Source organism: Chromobacterium sp. FG22, assembly GCF_057809415.1.
The window spans coordinates 21,391-40,696 of the sequence record NZ_JBMDJX010000015.1 but is presented as its reverse complement, the minus strand read 5'-3'; the positions used below and the strand labels follow the sequence as shown (position 1 = coordinate 40,696).

At 62.5% G+C, this 19,306-nt stretch carries 19 protein-coding genes and 1 pseudogene; 5 read left to right on the top strand and 15 right to left on the bottom strand.

Annotation, left to right across the window (positions count from 1 at the left end; translation table 11 throughout):
* The first annotated feature begins 13 nt into the window (after window positions 1-13).
* Window positions 14-1,207, top strand: coding sequence for a hypothetical protein (locus tag ACODSD_RS15375; protein ID WP_488877727.1), 1,194 nt, complete (start codon window positions 14-16; stop codon window positions 1,205-1,207).
* A gap of 455 nt (window positions 1,208-1,662) precedes the next feature.
* On the opposite strand, the pseudogene ACODSD_RS15370 reads toward ACODSD_RS15375, so the two are convergent.
* A pseudogene (locus ACODSD_RS15370) lies at window positions 1,663-2,534 on the bottom strand (IS3 family transposase).
* 325 nt (window positions 2,535-2,859) lie between these two features.
* On the opposite strand from ACODSD_RS15370, the gene ACODSD_RS15365 reads away from it, so the two are divergent.
* The gene (locus ACODSD_RS15365) at window positions 2,860-3,063 is read left to right on the top strand and encodes a cold-shock protein (protein ID WP_107799522.1); all 204 of its coding nucleotides are present in this window, start codon (window positions 2,860-2,862) and stop codon (window positions 3,061-3,063) included.
* Window positions 3,064-3,274: 211 nt separating this feature from the next.
* On the opposite strand, the gene ACODSD_RS15360 is transcribed toward ACODSD_RS15365, so the two are convergent.
* From ACODSD_RS15360 to ACODSD_RS15310, 11 genes are all read right to left on the bottom strand, one after another.
* Window positions 3,275-3,712, bottom strand: a complete 438-nt coding sequence (locus ACODSD_RS15360) for a hypothetical protein (protein ID WP_488877726.1) — start codon at window positions 3,710-3,712, stop codon at window positions 3,275-3,277.
* A gap of 425 nt (window positions 3,713-4,137) precedes the next feature.
* Window positions 4,138-4,431, bottom strand: a complete 294-nt coding sequence (locus ACODSD_RS15355; protein WP_488877725.1) for a hypothetical protein — start codon at window positions 4,429-4,431, stop codon at window positions 4,138-4,140.
* Window positions 4,432-4,658: 227 nt separating this feature from the next.
* Window positions 4,659-5,504, bottom strand: coding sequence for an aminoglycoside 6-adenylyltransferase (locus tag ACODSD_RS15350; RefSeq protein ID WP_488877724.1), 846 nt, complete (start codon window positions 5,502-5,504; stop codon window positions 4,659-4,661).
* A gap of 100 nt (window positions 5,505-5,604) precedes the next feature.
* Window positions 5,605-6,204, bottom strand: coding sequence for a His-Xaa-Ser repeat protein HxsA (gene hxsA, locus ACODSD_RS15345; RefSeq protein WP_488877723.1), 600 nt, complete (start codon window positions 6,202-6,204; stop codon window positions 5,605-5,607).
* Window positions 6,188-7,381, bottom strand: a complete 1,194-nt coding sequence (gene hxsC / locus ACODSD_RS15340) for a His-Xaa-Ser system radical SAM maturase HxsC (RefSeq protein ID WP_488877722.1) — start codon at window positions 7,379-7,381, stop codon at window positions 6,188-6,190. The genes hxsA and hxsC overlap by 17 nt, the downstream gene beginning before the upstream one ends.
* Window positions 7,374-8,816 carry a His-Xaa-Ser system radical SAM maturase HxsB gene (hxsB, locus tag ACODSD_RS15335; protein ID WP_227103815.1) on the bottom strand — a complete coding sequence of 481 codons (1,443 nt, stop codon included), beginning with the start codon at window positions 8,814-8,816 and terminating at the stop codon, window positions 7,374-7,376. The genes hxsC and hxsB overlap by 8 nt, the downstream gene beginning before the upstream one ends.
* A 1-nt stretch (window position 8,817) precedes the next feature.
* The gene (locus ACODSD_RS15330; protein WP_227103813.1) at window positions 8,818-9,138 is read right to left on the bottom strand and encodes a hypothetical protein; all 321 of its coding nucleotides are present in this window, start codon (window positions 9,136-9,138) and stop codon (window positions 8,818-8,820) included.
* 165 nt (window positions 9,139-9,303) lie between these two features.
* The gene (argE, locus tag ACODSD_RS15325) at window positions 9,304-10,479 is read right to left on the bottom strand and encodes an acetylornithine deacetylase (RefSeq protein ID WP_488877721.1); all 1,176 of its coding nucleotides are present in this window, start codon (window positions 10,477-10,479) and stop codon (window positions 9,304-9,306) included.
* Entirely contained in the window at window positions 10,476-11,150 is a 675-nt protein-coding gene (locus tag ACODSD_RS15320; protein WP_488877720.1) for a DUF1028 domain-containing protein, read from the bottom strand. Before ACODSD_RS15320 ends, argE begins: the two co-directional genes overlap by 4 nt.
* Window positions 11,147-11,569: a RidA family protein gene (locus tag ACODSD_RS15315; protein ID WP_107799515.1), complete on the bottom strand. Its 423-nt coding sequence runs from the start codon at window positions 11,567-11,569 to the stop codon at window positions 11,147-11,149. Before ACODSD_RS15315 ends, ACODSD_RS15320 begins: the two co-directional genes overlap by 4 nt.
* 11 nt (window positions 11,570-11,580) lie before the next feature.
* Window positions 11,581-12,849 carry a flavin-containing monooxygenase gene (locus ACODSD_RS15310; protein WP_488877719.1) on the bottom strand — a complete coding sequence of 423 codons (1,269 nt, stop codon included), beginning with the start codon at window positions 12,847-12,849 and terminating at the stop codon, window positions 11,581-11,583.
* 97 nt (window positions 12,850-12,946) lie between these two features.
* On the opposite strand from ACODSD_RS15310, the gene ACODSD_RS15305 reads away from it, so the two are divergent.
* From ACODSD_RS15305 to ACODSD_RS15295, 3 genes are all read left to right on the top strand, one after another.
* The gene (locus ACODSD_RS15305; protein WP_488877718.1) at window positions 12,947-13,906 is read left to right on the top strand and encodes a LysR family transcriptional regulator; all 960 of its coding nucleotides are present in this window, start codon (window positions 12,947-12,949) and stop codon (window positions 13,904-13,906) included.
* A gap of 181 nt (window positions 13,907-14,087) precedes the next feature.
* A complete protein-coding gene (locus tag ACODSD_RS15300) occupies window positions 14,088-14,342 on the top strand; it encodes a type II toxin -antitoxin system TacA 1-like antitoxin (RefSeq protein ID WP_107799512.1) in 255 nt (84 codons plus the stop codon).
* A complete protein-coding gene (locus tag ACODSD_RS15295) occupies window positions 14,339-14,662 on the top strand; it encodes a type II toxin-antitoxin system RelE/ParE family toxin (protein ID WP_081548032.1) in 324 nt (107 codons plus the stop codon). The genes ACODSD_RS15300 and ACODSD_RS15295 overlap by 4 nt, the downstream gene beginning before the upstream one ends.
* Window positions 14,663-14,798: 136 nt before the next feature.
* Here ACODSD_RS15295 and ACODSD_RS15290 read toward each other — a convergent pair whose 3' ends face one another.
* From ACODSD_RS15290 to ACODSD_RS15280, 3 genes are all read right to left on the bottom strand, one after another.
* Window positions 14,799-16,181, bottom strand: a complete 1,383-nt coding sequence (locus tag ACODSD_RS15290) for an aspartate aminotransferase family protein (RefSeq protein ID WP_488877717.1) — start codon at window positions 16,179-16,181, stop codon at window positions 14,799-14,801.
* Window positions 16,182-16,256: 75 nt separating this feature from the next.
* Window positions 16,257-17,663 carry an APC family permease gene (locus tag ACODSD_RS15285; RefSeq protein WP_488877716.1) on the bottom strand — a complete coding sequence of 469 codons (1,407 nt, stop codon included), beginning with the start codon at window positions 17,661-17,663 and terminating at the stop codon, window positions 16,257-16,259.
* 44 nt (window positions 17,664-17,707) lie between these two features.
* Window positions 17,708-19,207 (bottom strand): aldehyde dehydrogenase, encoded by a 1,500-nt coding sequence (locus ACODSD_RS15280; protein WP_488877715.1) that lies wholly within the window; start codon window positions 19,205-19,207, stop codon window positions 17,708-17,710.
* Between the last annotated feature and the right edge of the window lie 99 nt (window positions 19,208-19,306).

The following is a 19,306-nucleotide window of genomic DNA, read 5'->3' as shown; positions in this document are numbered from 1 at the left end:
CAGAGCCTCACGCATGGACAAGCAGCCGGACTTCGAAAAAATCATTACCCTTCCCATGCGTGCAAAGTTTGTTTTTTTCATGCTCTCCATGTTAGTGCTCATCTTCTTGCTTAGTCGGGCCAGTGGTGCTGACATAGTTATCAAAGTTACGGCCTATATCCTTCTACCCTTGCTTGAAATATTCATCATTGATGTGCTTGTTTTTGAAAAAACGATTGTCAAAAAAAACGAAGTAATTATTAGAAGTATCTTATTCGCAAAAATAATAAGGACTGCTGATATCTGTGGGTATAGGATCGAAAGGGTGGGGCAAAGGGATTGCATAAATTTCTATGGGAATGGTGAGGGCGTTTCTCTTTTTTCATGGCCGTATGAGTATGTGGAAAAATATGCGCTTCATGATTTTATCAGTCGCCATGCTAATCTCAAATTTAATGATGAGAGAGCTATCCAAAGTTTGATTGTATCCAATGCCGGCTATGGTGCTACCCCAGTGGCGAGAAGGAAAACATTGCGATTAATCAAGGTTGTTAATCTAACTATATTGATTGCACTTTTTGTTCTGACTCTGCTGTCCATATATCCCTTGTATCCCTCCGCGTACTCGGTCATCGCCATCTGTTCCGGAGGTGTCGCTATTTTGCTGCCGGCAATTTCTACAAAATTCTTCTCCGTATCTCTGCTGGATAAAAGGGAGTATGCGGCCAGGGTTAACTGCAGTGTCATTTTGTTGTTCTCGATTGCTATTCTATGTCTGCTCTTGTTCTCGGCAGCCAGCGAGTACCATTATTTTGCGCCGTCACTCCCGGAGAGGTATGCGGTAGTATGGATTATCTTGGTGGCGATCTCTTTTGCGTTATCTCAGTTGGTTTCAATAAAGAACAAGCAGGGGCGCAGTAAAAATTACTTCTTCACACTCGCCATTTTTACTTATGCCACATTGACTGTCATTGTTCTCAATGGTGTATTCGATCATGCTCCATTCACTACCGAAAAATTCATTGTGCAGGATGTCCAGATCACGTCGGGCAAAAGCGCAAGCTTTGTCCTACAGACCAAATCCATGGGCCTCCACAGCAAGGAAGAGCTTGCCATCCACGTTCCCTTACGCCGTGACGTGAGCTTTTTCAAAGGCGATATTGTCTGCAGGGAACGGCATCAGGGCTGGCTCTCTATGGCCTGGGAATACCAAGGTGAATGCCGCTAACGAGACCAGTTCTCCGTGTGGTATGCAAGAACCGGCGTCACAACAAGTCCTGAGCTACAAATCCAGACCTGCATTGCGTACTGCCCTATATGGAAGGCTAGGCTGACTTCAACCGCAGCCTCCAAAACCTGTCCCGCTTTGTAGTTATTGCGCATGTACGGCCCACGCCGTCGTGCACCTGTGTTCATTTGGGTATATCAGAAACTATGTATGAGCCGGTTGCTGGTCATCAGTCTGTCGAAAGACAGTTTTGGTGAAGTTGGCACCTCCCAGATGAAGATTTGGCAGGTAATCGGCTAAAGCAGAAGTTCATGTCCGGTTGACCAATGACGGCTGAGCGTCGCATTGCAGACTCAACGCCAAAGAGAAGCTGCATCGGAGCTAGGAAGGACGGAGGGCAACAACACTGGCCATGAAGATGGCGAAGCCATGGCCGGTGAATCGGTCCGGCTTCTCTAGGCAAACGCTATCGGCGATTGCCCATTTGCGGAACCATGCCGGCACCTCGGGTTGTAGAACATCTCCATGTAATCGAAGATGTCCCGCCGAGCTGCTTCTCAGTAGTGATAGACTTTTCGCTTGATACGCTCCCGCTTCAGTAGCTGGAAGAAACTCCCCGCTACAGCATTGTCGTGGCAGTTCCCGCGCCGACTCATGCTGGGTGCCACGCGATGGACCTTCAAGGAGCCCTGCCAGTTGGAACTGACTCCCCTTGTCGGAATGCACCGGCAATGACCTGTCTCAGGAACAGGTCCAGCACTACCGCCAAGTACAGCCACCCCTCATGTGTGCGGATATACGTGATGTTGGTCACCCAGGCTTTATTTGGCGCATCCACGGTAAACCTGCGCTGCAGGTAGTTCGGTACGGCCACCACCGGACGGCCACTGTCAAATGTCCAGGGCGTCGGCGATAGCCTGTTTGCGAACGCAGACCTTCCTGCTTCATCAGCAGTGCCCACGATGTTTGCCGCAGCGCTCGCCCAGTGCCCGCAGGTCGTCATACATTTTGCGGTAGCCATAGGCTCCGCCACTCTCTAGCCAAGCCTGCTTGATTTGCCCCGGCAAACGCTGGTCTTCGCGGGCACGAGGTGAATGCTGGGACGCTTTCCAGGCGTAGTAGCCACTGGGGTGCACAGACATGACGCAGTCGTCGAACTGGAAATTGTTGCTTGTGGGCCTGGATGAAGGCATGCCTTACCCGGATTCCTTGGCAAAGGGGTCGTAGCGTTTCAGCCATTGATACAGGCTGTGGGTAGGCACGCCGAGACGGCTGGCGACGTCGGCGACGGGGTAGTCGCGTTCAGTGACCTGTTTGATGTTTCAATCTCGAACTCTTCGGGGAACGCTACCTGCCCATGAAGCCTCTTTGTAGGGCCTAGTGTGAGGCTCTAGAGGTGTGGAAAGGAGGGGCGATTCATTGGCTACTGCTCGCTTTTTGGCAACAAATTCCTGCTCAAATTGCAAAATTCAAATATTGCTATTGACCAAGCCGGTGTTTTGCGAGTATTATTATCGCGATTTTCAAGCGCTATATCTATCGATACCTCAGTTGTCCATACAAGTTGGTCTGCTTTGTTTCCTTATCTATTCCTTGACTATCATGCTTTCAGGCAATTTGTTGCCCTTAATCTGAACACCAAGGAGTGAATTATGGAAACTGGTATCGTTAAATTTTTCAATGACGCAAAAGGTTTTGGCTTTATTACCCCGGACAATGGCGGCGATGATCTTTTCGCTCACTTTTCCGAAATTCGCGCAGACGGCTTCAAGTCCCTGCATGAAGGTCAAAAAGTAAGCTACACCCGAGCAATGGGCCAGAAAGGCCCGGCTGCAACCGCGATCCAGCCGCTCTAAGCATTATCGCTGCAATAAAAAAGCCCCGTATGGGGCTTTTTGCGTATGCATAGATGTCGAGTAAATGAGAAAGCCGGTCTTAAGACCGGCTTTTTTTATTGCCGTATCGGCGAGCTAGCTGCCGCATGGCCGCCGGATGCTTGTTTAGGCAGGAAGCCGTTTTTTCCCGCTTAGTAAGCCCATGCCCCCGGCTCCCGCCGGGGGCCTCCCTTTACGGACTCTTCTTCAACACCCGTCGCTCCAGCAAGGAGCGCTCCACCTGCGCGTCCATCATCCGGTGCTGATGGTCGGTGTAGGCGTAGACATTCATCCGCCTTGCGCTGAGCGAGATCAGCCGCTCAAGGTGGTTGAAAAAGCCCAGCCAGTAGCCGCGCTGCTCGGTGCGGCTGAAGTCGATGTCGCGGGCGATGCGGCTGAGCAGGCCCTGGCCCACGTAAGCCGGGTTGTCCTTGAACCATTGCAGCAGATGGGCGGCGCATTCCCGGCCGTAGGCCTGGGCCTGGGCGGGGGTGGCCGGCGCGGACGGCATGTGCCAGTAATGCGGGTAGGTGCGTCCGGGAAGGTAGCTGACGAAGGGCAGCAGGATTTCCTGGGTTTCTAGGGCCGGGGTGCGGTAGCGCCGTCGGCGCGGAAAGAGAGATTGCGGCATGTCGTTACTCCTGCGATGAAACAAGATTAACAAGCTGCCTATCCAGGAATGGATTTGGCAGGCGCGTGATGGGATTGGCATTACCGGCACGTCAACGGCGAGCGCATAGCGCTCTCCCACCATGCACCTGCCGTCAGGTCATGGCAAAACACAAGCATGTACGTGAACGTACATGCCTGCTGTTGACGCGCTGCGAGATGCCAATCTCGGTGCCGTTTTTTGCGGCACGCGGGGATTGTTGCCGACTATGCGGGCAGGGTCAAGGCGTGGTGGTCGCGGGTTTGTGCCGGCGCGTGATTCAAGCCGCAGGTGTCGGTTTCCACTGCTTCCGGCGCGGGCGGCCACTTGGCTGTGCAACTGCAAGATGGCGTGGAGGATGCGTTTGGCGTCGGCTGCGTCGAAGCGGCCAATTGGGACAGAGCTTGTTATTCGCTATCCGCCTGCTCATCAGGGTGTGGCTGCTGTTGCGGTGTCATCACCGGCTCAGCCTGCCGGCGCTCAACCTTCTCCGCCTCGTGCTGAGGCGGCGATGCTTCTTTGTTCTCTCTCTTGAACATATCGGGCGGGTTTGGCATCCGCATCAGTTGTTGCTGCATGCGCAAACTGTCCGTTATGGATTGGTGGATTTGCTTGAACGCCGGGTGAGAGGGGGAGAATGAATCCGCGGAGACCGCCGTGCTGTAAAGCGCTAGCGGCAGCAGAAGGGCGTGGATACGCATCTTGTTCCTGACAAAGTATCTGGCCGCGGAGGACGCGGCGCTTGGCTTGTATGGCTTGGCTGGCGCGCTTCCGCTGCGAGGAGGCGCGTGGCTGGACGGAAAGGCTGACTGAAGTCAAAGCCTGAAAGATAGAGAATTCTATCTAACTGAGCTCAAAGATCAAGCCCAAGGAAAAATCACCCGCCTGGCGCGGTGCGTGGGCGGGGGGCTGCTGTGGGGCCCTTGGTTTACGTCGGTGCGTGGATCAAGCTGCGAATGCCGGCCTCCACCGCCGCCGGGTAGTCGAAGCCGGCGCGGGCGGCCACTTCGCGCGCCACTTGGCTGTACAGCCGCAGCGTGGCGTGGAAGGCGCGTTCGGCGTCGGCGGCGTCGAAGCGGCCAAATACCTGATGCAGCGCCTGCCAGTGTGCCGGCTCGGCCCAGTGTTGCAGCCGGGTGCCGATATGCCAGCAGTCCGTCGCCGCGTCGGGGCGGCTATGGGCGTGCCATTCCAGCATTTCCAGCAGCAGTTCCTTCGTGGTCCAGTCGCGGAATTTGACGACGAACAGCTCGCCGCGCGCCAGGTATGTGGGGATGTGAAAGGCCTCGAACCAGAACTCTTCCACCCGCTCGCGGAACGCTTCCGCCGTGGGCAGAGCCGGTGCGGCGGGGCGGCCTTGCGGCGCGGGCAGGTCTTGGGCCGCGCCGGTTTTGTCCAGCAGCACGCGGTAGCCGCGCTGGTACAGCGGGTCCAGCCCATGCTCGCGCATGGCGTGCAGCCGGGCGGGGCCGGCCAGGGTGAAGTCGATTTTGACGCTGTCGCCGTAGATGGCCAGGCGGGTGGGCCAGGCTTGGCCTTCGCCCAGGCGCAGCACGGTGAGCAGGGGGCCGATGTCGCGCAGCCAGCCGTCGTCCGCGGCCAGCGCCGCCGGGTTCGGGCCGATGATTTCCAGGTCCAGATCGGAGTGAATGTCGGCGCTGCCGTCGTCGCGAGCAAAGGAGCCGGTGAGGATCAGCGCGTCCACGTCCGGGCGGCTGTGCGCCCAGGCGATGGCGCTTTCCAAGCGCTGGTTTTGCGGGGCGAGGCTCAACATGCGGGGCGCTTTCGGCGGGTGATGGGTTTGGGTAGGCCGTCGCCGGGCGGGGAAGTTCCGGTTTCAAGCCACAGCGGGTCTGCCGCTGCTGGATTTGAGCTTAGCGCGCGGCGGGCACTCCCAGGCTGTTCAAGGTTTCGGTCGTCATCAAGCTGGTGACCGGCAGGCCTTGCATGGTTTGGTAGCGGGTGAGCGCCGCCCGGGTTGCCGTGCCGAACACGCCGTCAATGCCGCCGCTGTAAAGCTTCAGGCGGGTCAGTGCAATCTGTACCCGCATGATTTGCAGCCTTCTCTTTTCGGCCAAGGATTGAACCGGGTTGGTTTGCGTGGCAGGGGCGCTGGCCGCGGCGGTGGGCCTGGAACGGTTGTAAGAGGGGGTTGAGTGGCTGCGCGGGTAGATCGTGCTGTTGGATGAACTGCCGCTGTCGTCTATGGGGGCGGGGTTGTAGCTGTAGCCGCCACCAGACCCGGAGTAATGAGAAGAGTGGGAGGAGTGCGATGAATGTGAGCTATGGCTGGAGTGGGAGCGGTGCGATGCGAACAGATTGTCCAGCGGGCCGTTCAGCGGGCGGAGTTGTACCGGGTCAAGTTTCAGCGGCTCTAATGCCGGCGCATCGTTCAGCGTGGCGGCGCTTGCCTTTCCCGAGACCAGCGGTAGTCCGGCCAGGAAGAGGGTGAGTGATTTAATGAACTTGCTCATGGGTGTACCTCATTGAAATGGCTTTGATTGCAGTGGGTTTCCAGCCGCGCTCATGCCAGGCGAAAAGACCGGAACAGGAGGATTGAACGGAGCAGCCTTGGCATTCGGGGGCATAAACTTGCTTCCAGTCCGAAATGCTGCGATGCGCATCAGGCCAGAGCGTTTCCGGCAAAGCGCACAGCGGGGCGTTCATGAGTACGTAAGGCACACGGCCGCGGCGCAAGGCGGTGGCGCCGGCAAGCAGTTGGGGCTGCCAGGCGCGCAAGTCGACTTCGCAGAGCTCGCGGTTGGCCAGCGCAAAGCCGATGGGTTCACAGCCCATCAGGGCCACTTGCTGGACAAAGGGCAGGTTGCGGGCAATGAAGTGGCAGAGTTCGGACAACTCTCGCAGCACCGGTTCAATGAGGACGATGCGCAGCTGTATGGGTTGCTGGAAGTCTTGCAGCGTCAGCAAACCTTCCAGCGTCTGTTCAAAAGCGCCGGGGGACTGCACGACGAAGTCATGCAAGAAATCAACGTGTCCGTAAAGTGGCACGAGCCAGCGCACGGGTTGCGCCAAATCCTGCAGCAGGCTTTGCGCCAGCGGCGCTTTGGCAAAGAGCCGGCCATTGGTGAGGACCTCCAGACCGGTTTGCGGGTGCAGGCGCTGGAAGGTGTCGATCACTTCTCTCAGCGCGGGCCCCGTCAGCAGCGGCTCGCCGCCGCTGATGCCAAGCAGGGAGGGCGATGTCTTGATGTGGCGAGCCAGTTGCAAGGCTTCATCCACCAGCCAGGAGTCGTCGTGCTGAGTGGGCGGTTGCGAACACATCAAACAATAGCTATTGCACCGGTTGGTCAGAAACAGAGAGTGGTGTAGATCGCTTTGGCGATAAATGATGTGGGCGTGTTTTGAGCCTGGGGTCAGGGTAAGGATGTCTTCTTGTTCCAGGCTGTCGGGAGGTCCGATAACCGCCGGCATGGCGCTTAGGAGCGCCGCATCGTTGTTTGGGAGGTAGGCGGCCACATTGCTCAGGCCGGCTTGCGTCAACGTTTCCAGTTGACGCAGTTCTTCCGGGGAGGATGCGGGCACCAGAAAATTCAAATCCGGTTCCCATTCTTGCTGTAAGCCGGAAAGCGTGCAGACGCGGCAGAGTTGACGTCGTTGGATGCCCTGCAGCTTGACTGCCAGTTTACGCATGGGCTTCGCCCTCCGCTCTTGGGTGGGCCCAGCGATGCGCAATATCGAGGAACGCTGGCTGGCCCTCTTGCAGCAGGGTGAACATCAGGTCGAACATCCATTGGCTTTTCTGGCAATGCTCGGTGAAGTGTACCGGGGCGTAGGGGCTGCCGAACTGACTTTGGGCGTTGACGGGATCAGGGCCGCAGTAAGCGTTGTAAGCGCAGCTTTGGCAGCCGGGGGTGAATTCCACCAGGCTGGCCTGGATCAAGTTGCGCTGCGTTTCCGAGTTCAGCAGCGACTCAAGCGGCTCTCCAATACGGCCAAGCCGTAGGGAGTTGTCTCCCATTTCTTTCAACATGCGAGCTTCGTCTCCGGGGTAGACAAAGCCGTCGTAGTTGTAGAGCAAGCAAGCCAGGCCGGCGCCGGTGGGGCTTTGCAGATCGACGAAGCCGCCATCGAAAGGGGAGAGAATTTTGTTCAGGTGGATTGCCGCGGAGACTTCCACCAAGGGCGTGCCCTGCCGGTTCCAATACAAGACCCGTTCCAGCGCGGCTTGATAGAAGGTCTGGAATTCCTCCAGGCTGTAGCCCAATTTGACTTGGTTGCGGCGAGCGAAGCCGTAGGAGCTTAGCCTCCGGATAAAAATGTCGCCAAACCCCAGCTCTACATATTCATCGACAATGGCTTCCGCCTGGCTTAGGGAGTCCCGCGTGGTGGTCATCAAGGCGGAGACGGCGTCGTGGCCCAGTAGCTCCCTAGCCATTTCAATGCCGGCTACCGTTCGCTCATAGGCGTTGCGCGTAGGGGTTGGGCGGTTTTTGTTGTGGAGCGAGGCTGGACCATCGATGCTGGTGGACAAATAGATTTGATGCTGTCGGAAGAAGTCACACATTGCGGGCGTCAGTTGGTGCAATGTCGACGCGACCACGAAGCGCAGCCGGCGTTGCTCGCTTTGATTGCGTTCCAGCAGGTAGTCCACGGCCTGACGTATCAGGTCGAAACGCAGCAGAGGGTCTCCGCCCTGGAACTCCACCGTCAAGGTGGGAGATGGGCTTTCAAAGATGGTGTCGCAGGCGGCAATGAGGTCGGCCGGCGACATGGAATGGCCATCGTCTTCAAGAGAGCGGCTGACCTGGCAGTAGCGACAGGTGTGAGCGCACTGCAAGGTGGGGACGATCAGGTGCAGGCTTGGGCCTGTCAGCACGGTTTCACGCTTGGCGGCGATGCGGGAGGCTAGTAAGCGCAGCGAGCCGCGTGAATGGGCGCTGCCCATGAAGAACTTGGATTGCAGTTCGGCGCGCTTGGTATGAGGAAGGTTGGCCGGCGCGTTGATCAGCATGTCCAGCTCCGTCGCTTGCAGGAAGGCATGATCGCCGGTGGCGCTGATTGCGACGAGAGAAGCGTCAGGGAGCCGCCGGAATTGAAACGGGTATACAGAAGGCGAGAGCGGCATCTTAGCGCCCCAGTGTTCGGCGCAGGATGCCTTCAATCGACGCGCGGATGTCCGTACAGGACTTCAAGTGGATTTCTTTTCTCAGCCTTTGATCAAGAAGGGCCTGAATCAAACGTTGTTGAAACGCTGCTGCGGACAGTTCATTTTCTATGGCAGCCTCCAAGGCCGGGACGTCGTTCTCATCCAAAGAGACTCTCGTGGCGCCGGGACAGAATATCAGGGCTGAGGCGAGTTCTTCCGACGTCACGGGAAAGGGCAAGGAGATAGGGTGCCATTGGTAGGGGCGGGCAAGCTCTATCACGCTGATTGTTGGTTCTGCCATGCCAATAGCCTGCTCATTTCCCGTTAGTCAATTGGAGACATGTGCAAGCATATTCCATGCTATGTGCATTGTCTAATGGGGCAAGGCAGATCGTGATCTTTTTCGGCAGGCTTGTTTGGACTCGTTCTTGGCGCGTGGTTCTGAAGGAGGTCGGGGCCCGTCGTCTCAGCGCGCGGGCTCGCTCAGCCGCCGCCGCAGCGCGGCGAGCAGGGTGTCGCAGGCGCTCAGTTGTTCCAGCGCCAGCCATTCGTCCGGCTGGTGTGCCTGGGCGATGCTGCCAGGGCCCAGCACCACGGCGGGGATGCCGGCTTGCTGGGAGAACAGCCCGGCTTCGGTGCCGAAGGAAACCTTGGCCGGCGCGCGGGCGTCGCCCAGCAGCGATTGCGCGAAGCGCACCACGTCGGCGTCCGGCGCGGTGAGCAGGCCGGGGTAGGCGCTGCGTTCGGTGAAGACGATGTCGGCATCGGGGTCCACCGCGCGCATGGCGGGCAGCAGTTGTTGGCGGGCAAAGTCCATGATGGCGGACAGCAGCGCTTGCGGCTCGTCTTCCGGCAGGTGGCGGATTTCAAATTCGAATTCGCTGTGTTCGGGGATGATGTTGAGCGCGGTGCCGCCGCGCATGGCACCCACGTGCAGGGTGGTGTGGGGCGCGGGGTAGAGCGGGTCGAACGGGCCTTCCGCCGCGCGCCGGCGCGCCAGTTGGCGGATGAAGACGATGAGTTCCGCCGCGTATTCCACGGCATTGACGCCGGCCTGGGGCAGGCTGGAATGGCCGGCCTTGCCGCGCAGGCGCACATGGTAGGCGAGCTTGCCCTTGTGGGCGGCCACCACGCGCATGAGGGTGGGTTCGCCGACGATGGCCATTCTGGGCAGGGCCGGCAGCCCGCCCAGCACGTCCAGCAGCCGGCGCACGCCGATGCAGCCGATTTCTTCGTCGTAGCTCAGCGCGATGTGTAGCGGGGTGTGCAGCTGGGCGGCGGCGAAGTCCGGCACGGCGGCCAGCACGGCGGCGATGAAGCCTTTCATGTCGGCGCTGCCGCGGCCGTAGGCGCGCTGCTCCCGTATTTGGAGGCGGAAGGGATCGCCGCTCCAGGCTTGGCCGTCCACCGGCACCACGTCGGTGTGGCCGGCCAGCATCACGCCGCCCCGGTCCGCGGGGCCGATGGTGGCGTAGAGGTTGGCCTTGCCGCCGTCTTCGCTGCGGATCAGCTGACTGGAGATGCCCCAGCCGGCCAGGTAGTCGCGCACGAAGCGGATCAGTTCCAGGTTGGAGCGGTGGCTGACGGTGTCGAAGCCGACCAGCCGTTCCAGCATGGCCAACGAGCTGTAGCGTTGCATCATGGGTCTCCCGCCACGCCGTAGCTGGGCGCATGCTGCGGGGTCTGCGCCCGGGCAAGGTAGGCGTCCATTTGCGGCTGGTAGCGGCGCCACAGCTCGGCCAGTTCCGCCACCGGCTGGCCGTCGCTCCAGTCTATGCGCAGATTGATGGCCGGCCATGCGGTATCGGCTGTGGCCAGCAGGCCGGCGGAATGGATGGGGCCGGCTTCTCCGCCGGCGTCCACCGCGGCTTGCAGCGCCGCCAGCAGGCGTTCCGGCAGGCCGCCGCCGGCGGCTTCGTAGGCGGCCACCATGGCTTGGGGCAGCTCGGCCGTGGCCAGCAGATTGCCGCCGGCGGCGCAGTCGCGGCCAATGGCGGCGCCATGCAGGCCCAGCGCGTGCCGACCAGTGATGACTTGCGGGCGGCCTTGAAGCGGGGCCAGCACCAGTTGCCGCCACTCCAGGTGAGGGTCCGCCGCCAGCAGGCCGGCGTTCAGCGCTTCGCCCGCGCCGCCGGCCGCCATCCGTTCCAGCGCCAGCGGGCCCAGCAGCGGGTTGCTGACGTTCTGGCTCAGCGCGGCACCCACGCCGGCGCGCACATGGGCGCAACGGCTGGCCACGCAGATGCTGGAGGAGGCGATGGCGACGCCCACCATGCCGCTGTCCCGGCAGCGGGCCGCAATGGAGAAGGTCATCGGCGGCGCTCCTCGGGGATGACGGCGGTGACGTCGATTTCCACCAGCCATTCCGGGCGCGCCAGCGCCGACACCACCAGGCCGGTGGATACCGGATAGACGCCTTTCAGCCATCGGCCCACCACTAGATAAACGGCTTCGCGGTAGCGCGGATCGGTGAGGTAGATCACGATCTTGCAGATGTCGCCCAGCTCGCTGCCGGCTTCTTCCAGCAGCAGTTTTACATTGGCCATCGCTTGTTCGGCCTGGGCGGCCACGTCGCCTATGCCTACGGATTCGCGGCTGTCCAGGTCCTGGCCGATCTGGCCGCGCAGGAAGACGAGATTGCCGGCCACCACGGCCTGACACAGATCGTTGTCCAGATTTTGCTCCGGATAGGTTTGCCGGGTGTTGAACGGGCGGATGCGGGTGTGGGTCATGGCGGGCTCCGTTAGGGTTGTGCGCGTTGGCCGGCGTCGCGGTAGGCGGCGTATTGGCGCTGGGTGGCGATGTGGTCGGCAATGAAGCGGGCGTCGTGCCATACCCCCCAGAGGAAGGAGGAGCCGCGGTGAGACAGCCAGGGCAGGCCCAGGAAGTAGACGCCCGGCTCGCTGGACACGCCGCGCTGGTGTTGCGGCTGGCCCTGCTCGTTGAAGGCCGGGACTTGCAGCCAGCTGTAGTCCGCGGCGTAGCCGGTGGCCCAGACGATGCTGGCGACGCCGGCCGCGGCCAGGTCCAGCTCCAGCATGGGGTGGGTCACGCATTCCGGGTCCGGCAGCATATGGCGCGCGGCCGGTTCCTCCGGCAGGTCCAGCCGGTTACGTTCGATATAGGCGTCCGCCGCCGCCAGCAGGGCCAGGTAGTTGGCGTCGCCGCGGGCGAGGTTGTCGGCCAGATCCGGGGCGAAACGGGCCACGCCGCGCTCAAACGCTTGGGCGCTGCCCAGCAGGGTGAGGCCTTGTTGCGCCAGCGCGCGGAAGTCCACGGTGCGGCCGCCGCGCGCGCCGCTGACGGCGATGGTGACGTGGGCGGCGTCCGGTTTGGGGGCGGTGGCGGTCCATTCGCCCAATACGCCCAGCCACCAGCAGAAGTCGCGCTGGCGGTAGGCGCGCGGCGGGCGGTTGTGCGCGCCCACGGAGAGATAGACGCGCTTGCCGGCGCGTTGTAGTTCGTCGGCGATCTGCACGCCGGAGGAACCGGCCCCCACCACCAGCACCGCGCCCTCCGGCAGCTGTTCCGGCGCGCGGTAGTGGGCGGAGTGGATTTGCGTCAGCGTGTCGTCCTTGGGTGCGATGGCCGGGATGACGGGCTGTTGGAAAGGGCCGGTGGCGGCCACCACGCGTTCGGCCTGGAAGGCGCCGGCCGAGGTTTCCACGATGAAGCCGGACCGGTCCGGGTGGCGGCTGACTTTCAGCACCTCCACCCCGGTGCGGATGGGCGCGTTGAATTTTTGGGCGTAGGCGGCCAGGTAGTCCGCCACGCGTTCCTTGGGCGCGAAGGCGTCCGGGGCCAGGCCGGCGAACTCCAGGCCGGGAAAGCGGTCATGCCAGGCCGGGCCGTTGCAGACCAGCGAATCCCAGCGTTGGCTGCGCCAGCGTTCGGCGATGCGGTGGCGCTCCAGCACGATGTGGGGCACATCGTGGCGGCTCAGGTGTTCGCTGATGGCGATGCCGGCCTGGCCGGCGCCGATGATCAGCGTGTCTGTCGTTTCGATTGCCATCTTGACGCCTCCTGTCGCGTGCTTGACAAGGGCAGTCTACGAAGCCAGTCTGGATACGGAAAATAGTTATATCTTCTGCATTGGATAATTTTTAATTATGCAATACACCCTGAGGCAATTGGCTTATCTGGTCGCCGTGGCGGATCACGGCAGCGTCACTGAGGCGGCCAAGGCGCTGCACACGTCGCAGCCCGGCGTGTCCAGCGCCATCGCCCAGCTGGAGGAGGTGTTCGGCCTGCAGCTGTTCATGCGCCACCACGCGCGCGGGGTGTCGCTGACGCCGGCCGGGCGCAGCTTCATCGCCGCCGCGCGTCAGTTGCTGAAGCAGGCGGAGGATTTGACGCCGCAAGCGCAGGAGATCAGCCAGTCCTTGCGCGGCCGGGTGACGCTGGGCTGTTTCACCACCATCGCGCCCATCTTGCTGCCGCGGCTGTTGTCCGCTTTGCGCGACGCTCACCCGGAGTTGGAAGTGGATTTGCTGGAGGGCGACGCTCGGCAGCTGCGGGAGGCGCTGGCGGACGGGCGGATCGAGCTGGCTTTGGCCTATGACCTGGGGCTGCCGGAAGGCTTGCACAAGCTGCCGCTGTCCGGCGCGCGTCCTTACGCCTTGGTGGCGGGGGATCATCCGCTGGCCGGGCGCGGCAAGGTGTCGCTGGCGGAGCTGGCGGCGGAGCCCTTGGTACTGCTGGACCTGCCGCACAGCCGCGAGTATTTCCTGTCCTTGTTCCGGCAGCAGCGGCTGGAGCCGAAAGTGGGGCTGCGCACCATCAATTTCGAGCTGGCGCGCGGGCTGGTGGCGGCGGGCTTCGGCTACGCCTTGCTCAATTTGCGACCGGAGGTGGACCTGGCTTACGGCGGCGGCAAGCTGGCCTGCCTGGATATTGCCGACGAGGTGCCGCGGCTGCCCATCATGCTGGCCTGGCCGCAGGCCTTGAGGCTGACGCGCAAGGCGGAGGCGGTGCGCGAGCTGTGTTTGCAATTATTGGGAGGCGCTGCCGACGAGGGACGCCCTAAGAACCTGTTCAAAGTCTGCTGCGCTTCGGCGATACGGCGTTGAAACCGAGCTCAAAATGCTCATGTACCACTTGTACATTCCGCTTTTTCGCTCGTTTTCGCCTTGTCTCGCTCTTGCTCGCGAGGCTTTGAACAGGCTCTGAGGGGACTTTGGCCGTTTGTTCATCCACAAAAACACATTTGTGATAATGTGGTACTGATCTATCTATCTGGAGTAATAGGCCATGAGTCGTTTGACCATTGATGTGACCGAGCAGCAGCACCAGGCTCTCAAGGCGGCGGCCGCGTTGCAAGGTAAAACGATCAAGCAGTACGCTCTTGAGCGGCTGTTTCCTTCGGCATCCGACGAGGGCCAGGCGCTTGAAGATTTGAAAGCGCTGCTGGCCCTCCGCATGGCCGAGGCGCAGAGCGGGGAGGTGATCGACCGCAGCATCACCGATATTGCCGGTGAAGCGCTGGCATCGAGCAAGTCTGTGTGAGCAGGCCTTATATCCTTACCAAGAGCGCCGCCGCCGATATTCGAGAGCTCGCTCGCTACACCGCTAAGCACTGGGGCGATTCGCAGTGTCGGACCTATATCGAGCAGATCGAGAAGGCCGCCGCCGCTGTGGCAACTGGCAAAGGGGTGTTCAAGGATATGAGTTCGCTGCTTCCCGGTTTAAGGGTGAAGGCGGCTGGGCGCCATTACATTTTCTGCCTTCCTCGGGTGAACGGTCCGGCTTTGATTCTTGCCGTCTTGCATGAGCGAATGGACATCATCGCCCGTCTCAGGGACAGGCTGGCTTATTCCGCTGAATAGAGGCGGCATCGGTTGATGCAAAGCTGTTCTAAGTGGCGAATAGCTTGGTTTGGTGGTTTTCTCGTCAGATTTTTCCAAGTTTTCAAATGAAAAGGCCAGGCAGCAGCCTGGCCTAGCCGCGCGCTTATCCATCCCGCTAGCGCAGGCCCATCTCCTCCGCGGTGCGGTCCACGGCGATGCGGGTCTTGTCTATGAGTTCGTCGATCTCGCCGCGGCTGATCACCAGCGCCGGCGCCATGATCATGCGGCCAAGCGTGGAGCGTAGGATCACGCCCTCATCAAAGCCTATGCTGCGGCAGCGCCAGCTGATGTCGGTTTCGTCGGCGAAGCGCTGCCGCGTGGTTTTGTCGCGGCAGAACTGCAAGGCCGCCACCAGACCGGCGCCCTGGATTTCGCCCACCAGCGGGTGCTGGCCAAACACCTCGCGCAGGCAGGTTTGCAGATAGGGGCCGGTGTCCGTCCTGGCGCGCTCGACCAGTCCTTCGTCTTGCAGCACGCCCAGGTTGGCCAGCGCCACGGCGGCGGCCACCGGGTGGCCGGAGTAGGTCAGGCCGTGGGCGAAGACGCCGCCTTGCTCCACCAGCGTTTCGCCGATGCGGCGCGACAGCACCAGGCCGCCCATGGGGATGTAGCCGGAGGTCAGGCCCTTGGCGATGCTGAGCGTGTCCGGTTGAAAGTTGAAATGCTGGTGGGCGAACCATTCCCCGGTGCGGCCAAAGCCGCCTATCACCTCGTCGGCGCATAGCAGCACCTCGTATTGGCGGCAGATGCGCTGGATTTCCGGCCAATAGCTGTCCGGCGGGAAGATCATGCCGCCGGCGCCCTGGAAGGGTTCGGCCACGAAGGCGGCCACCTTGTCGGCGCCCAGCGCCAGAATCTTGTCTTCCAGCTCTTGCGCGCATTGACGGCCAAACGCTTCCGGGCTCAGCCCGCCGCCGTGGGCGAACCAGTAGGGCTCGCCGATGTGCTCCACGCCGGGGATGGGCAGGTCTCCCATCTCGTGCATGAACTTCATGCCGCCCAGGCTGGCGCTGCCCACGGTGGAGCCGTGGTAGCCGTTGTGGCGGCCGATGAAGATTTTTTTGTCCGGCTTGCCCATCACGTCCCAATAACGGCGCACGCAGCGGATCAGCAGCTCGTTGGATTCGGAGCCGGAGTTGGTGTAGATCACGTGGCGGTAGTCGCCGGGCAGCAGGGAGAACAGCCGCTCGGAGAGTTCGTTCACCGCCGGGTGGGTGGTGTGGAAGAACACATTGTAGTAGCTGAGCTGTTGCAGCTGCCGGGCGGCGGCGGCAATCAGCTCCTGCCGGCCGTAGCCCACCTGGGTGCACCACAGGCCGGACATGCCGTCCAGATAGCGCTTGCCGTCGGTGTCCCACAGATACACGCCCCGGCCCTCGGCCATTACCCGCGGGCCCTCCTGGTTCAGGGCTTTCTGGTCTAGAAAGGCGTTGATGTGGTGGGCGGCGTCCAGTTGCTGGTAGTCGCGGGTGCTGCGGCGGGGCGTGGAAGCGGTCATGACGGTCTCCTGCTTGGGGATGGGGCCGGGCCAGGCCCGGCGTTAGGCGTTTGGCGTTTGGCGTTTGGCGTTTGGCTAGTGCCGGGTCAGCGCCTGGTCCAATGGTTCCGGGCGGAACAGCGGCTTGCGCATCACCAGCTTGATCCACAGGACGGCGATCAAGGACACCAGGCCCAGCACGAGGCCGGCGCTGGCGAAGATGGCGGCGCTCATGTCCGGGCTGGGCGACACGTGGTAGATGGCGATCAGCATGCCGACGATGCCCAGGCATTGCGGCAGCGGGTAGAACGGGGTTTTGAAGGGGCGGGCCAGCGCGGGGTAGCGGCGGCGCAGGGCGATCACGTCCAGGTGGCAGATGATGTAGGCCAGCAGCCAGGCGATGGCCGCCGCCAGCAACAGCAGGCCTATGGTGTCGGGGTCGTCTCCCATCAGCAGCACCGGCGCGCCGGTGATCAGGGCGACGAAGAGTACCGCCACCCATGGGGTGCGGTAGCGCCGGCTCAGCTGTTTGAACTGGGGAAAGACCTGGCCGTTGCAGGCCATGCCGTACAGCATGCGCGGCACCGCCGCCAGGGAGCTGTTGAGCGTGCTGCAGGTGGCGGTGAAGGCGATCACCACCACGGTCAGCTTGCCGGCCTGGCCCAGCAGCGCGGTGGCGTATTGCAGGTGCGGCAGCGGCGCTGCGGTCAGGGCGGCGCGCGGCAGGTGGTAGAGAGCGCCCATGCAGTAGAGGGCGATGGTGATGAAGATCACGCTGAGGCCCAGCATCATCGCCAGCGGGATGTCGCGTTGCGGGCGGCGGCTTTCCTCCACCAGCGGGCAGGTGAATTCCGCGCCGACAAAACCCCAGATCGCCAGCGCTCCCAGCGTCAGCACGCCGGCGCCCAGCGGGTTCCAGTCGCTGTTGGCGGCCTGGGCCAGCGCCGGCGGGCCGCCGCCGCTCAGCGCGGTGCTGCCCAGCGCCAGCAGCGCGACGATCATCACCAGGGCCAGCGCCGATTGCAGGCGGGCGAATACATCAATGCCCAGCAGATTGAGCAGGGTGAAGATCAGCAGCACGCCGTAGGCGACGCTGTTGAGGGGAAAGACGCCGGGGTAGACCTGGTTGACGATGCGGTCTAGCAGCAGGAGTTCGGCCGACAGCGCGAACATCGCCACCACCACATAGCCGGAAAAGGTGGCCAGGATGGCGGGGAACTGGCCCAGGGCCACCTCGGTGTAGCTGCTGAGGCTGCCGGCGCGGGGAATCATCAGCGCCAGTTCGGAGAAGGATACGGCGTAGCAGAGCGCCAGCAGGAAGGCCAGGCTCAGCGGGATCAGAAAGCCGATGCCGGCCATGCCGGCGCCTTGCAGCATCAGCACCATCACGCCTTGGGATACGACGAGGCCGATGGCGACGGCGAGCAGCGGGGCGAGGCCCAGGCTGGCGCGAAAAGGGGCGGGGGCCGGCGGCGGAGCAAGGTGGGCTTGCGGTGTGCGCATGGTGTGTCTCCTACTATCTTGTTGTGCCGACTGCGGGACGGCGCTTATTCGTCTTGCCATTGCACCCAGGTGGTTTTGAGGTGGGTGTAGTGGTCGATGGCGTGTAGCGACAGGTCGCGGCCAAAGCCGGACTGCTTGCAGCCGCCAAACGGCAGGCCGGGGTCCAGCGCGTCCACGGTGTTGACCGAGACGGTGCCGGCGCGTAGCCGGCGCGCCACGCGGTGGGCGCGCGACAGGTCCCGGGTCCACACCGAGGCGGCCAAGCCGTAAGGGCTGTCGTTGGCGATGGCCACGGCCTCGGCTTCGCTGTCGAAGGGCATCACCGCCAACACCGGGCCGAAGACTTCCTCGCGCGCCAGCGCCATGTCCGGGCGGACATCGGTGAAGACGGTGGGGCGGATGTAGCAGTCGCCGCCGTCCAGGCTGAAGCGCTCGCCGCCGCACAGCAGGCGGGCGCCTTGGCGGCGGGCTTGGTCGATGTGGGCCATGATGCGCTCCGCCTGGCGGGCGTCGACGATGCAGCCGCTGCGGGTGGCCGGGTCCAGCGGGTTGCCCGGTTGCAGCGCGGCCGCCTCGCGCAGCAGGCGTTCCAGGAAGGCGTCTTGAATGGAGCGTTGCAGCAAGAGCCGCGAGTTGGCCGAGCACACCTGGCCCTGATTGAAGAAAACGCCGAAGGCGGCGCGCCGGGCGGCGGCGTCCAGGTCGCAGTCGTCGAACACCAGATTGGGGCTTTTGCCGCCGCATTCCAGCGCCACTCTTTTCATATTGGAGTCCGCCGCGTAGCGCAGAAAGGTTTTGCCCACTTCGCTGGAGCCGGTGAAGCTCAGGCAATCCACGTCCGGGTGCAGGCCCAGCGGCCGCCCCACCTCGTCGCCGTAGCCCGGCAAGACGTTGAGCACGCCGTCCGGCAGGCCGGCCTCCTGGGCCAGTTGGGCCAGGCGCAAGGCCGACAGCGGGGATTGCTCGGCCGGCTTCAGGATCACGCTATTGCCGGCCATCAGCGCCGGCGCCAGCTTCCACGCCGCCATGTCCAGCGGGAAATTCCACGGGATCACCGCCGCCGCCACGCCCAGCGGTTCCCGGGTGATCAGGGCCAGCGCGTCGTCGGCGCCAGGGGCGGCCTCGCCGTACAGCTTGTCGGCGGCTTCGGCGTACCAGTCGAACACGCCGGCGGCGCCCGGCACATCGATATGGAGCGCATCGGCAATGGGCTTGCCGATGTCCAGGCAGTCCAGCAGCGCCAGTTCGTCGCCATGCCGGCGGATCAGCGCCGCCAGTTTTTGTAGCACGGTCTTGCGCTGGCGCGGGTGACAGCGCGACCAGACGCCGGATTCGAAGCTGGCGCGGGCGGCCCGCGCCGCCCGTTCGACATCGGCCTCGCCGCAGCGGGCGATCTCGGCCAGGGGCCGGCCATGGATGGGGCTGATGTCGGTGAAGGTGCGCTGGTTGGCGGCGGGCACGAAGCGGCCGTTGATGAAGGCGAGGCAAGGCGGGCGCAAATCGGCGGCGCGGCCTTGCCAGTAGGACAGATCCTGCGTGGGCATGGCGATCACTCCTGTTCAGGCGGCGCGACGGGGTGGGGGAAGCGCTCACATCACGGCTGGTCTTGTCGCGCAGGCTGGAGCCATACTAGTCAGTCGCCT